The following is a 3,206-nucleotide window of genomic DNA, read 5'->3' on the forward strand; positions in this document are numbered from 1 at the left end:
CCCGCCATGGTCGAGTACGTCTCCACCACGAACGGCCTAGACCTGGCTCCCGTTCACCCCGGAGCAGTGGCTCTCATATGACCCGACAAAATCAGCCCGGAAGTCTTGGTACTCGTCGCAGACGACGCCATCGTTGACCCAGCGTTGGGGGTCGGCAGCGAGTTCATGCTCTGCCAGGTGCAAGGCCTCCTCGGGGGTGGGCAGGACGGCGACCTCCCGGCCCCACGTCTCCTCGTCGGGGTCCAGAGGCGGGAACTCGGTGATGTCGAGGAAGGTGTCGGTGCCGACATCCTCGACCTCGCTCAGGTAAATGGTGACGCCCGTGCGGCTGGGACTGAGGGCGATCCAGCGGAGCCCGGGCCGGCCGTCGGTTTCGATGGCGCCGAGGAACTGCTCGATCTGCTTCCCGCGCTGGAGGGCGCCGAGGGCGAAGGCGGGGGTGAGGTGCCGCATGTCAGTTCCTTTGCTGGTCGGGCAGGCGTCCGGGCCTGGCTTTGTTCACGAGATTCGACAGCGTTTGTTCATGACCTCGGACACCACCCCCGGTCGCCCCGTGTTCGATTCCTGGGGCCACTGCGGCGGCACAGTGGTGGGTCGCAGCTCCGCAGAGAGGGCCCGCTTCTCGGAGAGCGGCTCACCGCGGCCACGGTCGTCGGTACGGTGCTGATGCTCGTGGTCATCGCCGGCCTCGCGGCTGCCGAGTCGCGACCGGACGCGAAGGGCTGACCGCCGGCGAGGTGACATGAGACGAGGGTGGTGCGCCAGGACCATGGTCTGGCACGCCACCCTCGTACTGCCGGAAGCCGGTAGACGTCCGGCGCTGCCGCCGACGGACCTGCGCTCTCAAGGCGCAGGCACGGCACCGATCTGCTGCATCACCCCGAGGAGGTCGGGCTGGCCCCGCTCCTTGATGATCTTTCCGTCGGCCAGGTAGTAGAAGTTCATGGCCTGGACCGAGATGGTCTTGCCGCTGGCCGGGATTCCGAAGAACTCGCCCTGATGCGTTCCGCGCATGGTGAACCGGGCGGCCACCGTGTCGCCCTCGGTGACGGTCTCTTCCAGGGTCCACCGGACATCCGGGAACCCCGCGCGCATCATCGCGATCAGCTCCAGGTAGCCCTCAGGGCCCCGCAGCGGTTCCGCGTGGCTCGGCGCATGGAACTCGGCATCCGGGGCGATGACCTCACGGGCAAGGTCCTCGTCGGCTGTGTTGATGAACTCGACGAAGCGGCTCATCACGGATTCGGTGGACTGTGGCGACATGTCCGTCCGCCTCTCTCTTCTGGCACTGCCCGCTCGCAACGAGCGAGCGAAAGAACCACAGTACATCGATTCGATGTGTGCATCGAATCGATGTAGGTGTGGGACGATAGGGACATGCTTGACCTAGCGATACTGGGCTTCCTGGCTGAGCGGCCTTTGCCCGGACATGAACTGCGCCGCCGACTCTCGGAGCTGACGGGCTACACCCGGCCGGTGAGCGACGGCAGCCTGTACCCGGCGATCAAGCGTCTGGCCGCGGCGGGCCTGCTGGAACGGCGCGCGGACCCGGCCGCGGGCCCGGCCCGTTACATACTGAGCGTGACCGACGCCGGGCGCGCCGACCTGCTGAAGCGGCTGCGCGCGCCCGCCGACCACGAGATCAGCGACTTCACGCGGTTCTTCACCGTACTGGCGTTCCTGTCCCTCCTGCCGGACGTCGCCGAACAGCACGCGGTGCTGCGGCGGCGGCTGGAGTTCCTGGAGGAACCGGCGAGCTTCTTCTACGACGGCGACCGGCCGCTGCGTGCCGAGGACATGGCCGACCCCTACCGGCGCGGCATGCTGCTGACCGCCCGCGCCATCAGTAGCGCCGAACGGGCCTGGTTGCGCCAGGTTCTGGACGGTGACGAGCCAGTCACCGCGCGCGCCGAGACAGACCCCTCTACGCTCGGACAACCTGTGCGCTGACCAGCCCCGGAGGTAGCCGCCCATGCTTGCGTCCTGGTACGACCGACAGGGCCCCGCCGCCGACGTGCTGCGCGTCGGCGAGCTGCCCGACCCCACCCCCGGCCCGGGCGAGGTCCGCGTCCGCGTCGCCGTCTCCGGTGTCAACCCCGGCGACACCAAGAAGCGGCGCGGCTGGCTCGGCTCCTCGATGCCCTACCCACGGGTGATCCCGCACAGCGACGCCGCCGGAGTCGTCGACGCCGTGGGCGAGGGGGCCGACGAGCGCAGAGCCGGACAGCGGGTGTGGATCTACGGCGCCCAGTCCTACCGGCCCTTCGGCACGGCCGCCCAGTACACCGTCGTACCCGCCGATCTGGCTGTCCCGCTGCCCGACCACCTCAGCGACGAGGTCGGCGCGGCCCTGGGCATCCCCGGCATCACCGCCCACCGCGCCGTGTTCGCCGACGGACCGGTCGACGGCAAGCTCGTGCTGGTGCACGGCGTTCTGGGCGGGGTCGGGTCCCTGGCCGCGCAGCTCGCTCACTGGGGCGGGGCCAGGGTGGTCGCCACCGTCCGGCGCGGCGCGGATCTCGCACAGGTCGATCCGGCTGTCGTGTCCCACGCCGTGGCCCTGGACCAGGGGGACCCGGCGGCGGCGATCCGCGCGTACGCGCCCGAGGGCGTGCACCGGATCGTCGAGGTGTCCCTGTCCGACAACGCAGACCTCGACAACGCCGTCGTCGCGAACGGCGCGGTCATCACCGCCTACGCGACGAGCACGGACCGGACCGAGATCCCCTTCTGGCCCCTGCTGTTCAACAACGTCATCCTGCGCTTGATCGGCAGCGACGACTTCCCCGAAGAGGCGAAACGCCAGGCAGCACGCGATCTGACCGCCGCGGCCGCCGTGGGCGCCCTGACCGTCGAAGTCGGCGACCGTTACGAGCTGGCGGACATCGCCAAGGCCCACGACCGCGTCGACACCGGCAGCCGCGGCCGCGTCCTGGTCACCCTCCCCCAGTGACCCCGCCCGTCGTTCACCACGCCCACGGGCGCGTCCCCTGATCAGCCGAGGAAGCAGCCGAGCGGTGCCAGGAGCGGCGCGACGTTCTCAGCCGAGACAAGACCTGAGCGTGCCTCCTACGACAGAACGTCTAATTTCGCGTTGACCTGCGAGATCAGTGAGCTTCCCCCGCTGTGCGGGAGGTGCTGATTACCTGGTCAGGACGGGTTCAGGTGGTTCGACGGCCACTGGTTCGGCCGTCGCCTGGTCGGCG

At 69.4% G+C, this 3,206-nt stretch carries 4 protein-coding genes; 2 read left to right on the forward strand and 2 right to left on the reverse strand.

The genetic code is table 11. The features are described from left to right. Nucleotides 1-36: 36 nt before the first annotated feature. On the reverse strand, nucleotides 37-453 hold the full coding sequence (locus ACZ51D_RS43560; RefSeq protein WP_465665857.1) for a hypothetical protein: 417 nt from the start codon (nucleotides 451-453) through the stop codon (nucleotides 37-39). Nucleotides 454-843: 390 nt separating this feature from the next. Further along, nucleotides 844-1,236 (reverse strand): ester cyclase, encoded by a 393-nt coding sequence (locus tag ACZ51D_RS43565; RefSeq protein WP_465665859.1) that lies wholly within the window; start codon nucleotides 1,234-1,236, stop codon nucleotides 844-846. Between the two features lie 141 nt (nucleotides 1,237-1,377). Between ACZ51D_RS43565 and ACZ51D_RS43570 the strand changes: the two genes are divergently transcribed. Further along, a complete protein-coding gene (locus ACZ51D_RS43570; protein WP_465665861.1) occupies nucleotides 1,378-1,950 on the forward strand; it encodes a PadR family transcriptional regulator in 573 nt (190 codons plus the stop codon). A gap of 22 nt (nucleotides 1,951-1,972) precedes the next feature. Further along, nucleotides 1,973-2,953, forward strand: a complete 981-nt coding sequence (locus ACZ51D_RS43575; protein ID WP_465665863.1) for an NADPH:quinone reductase — start codon at nucleotides 1,973-1,975, stop codon at nucleotides 2,951-2,953. Nucleotides 2,954-3,206 lie beyond the last annotated feature (253 nt).

It is taken from the genome of Kitasatospora sp. NPDC033851, from assembly GCF_055576085.1.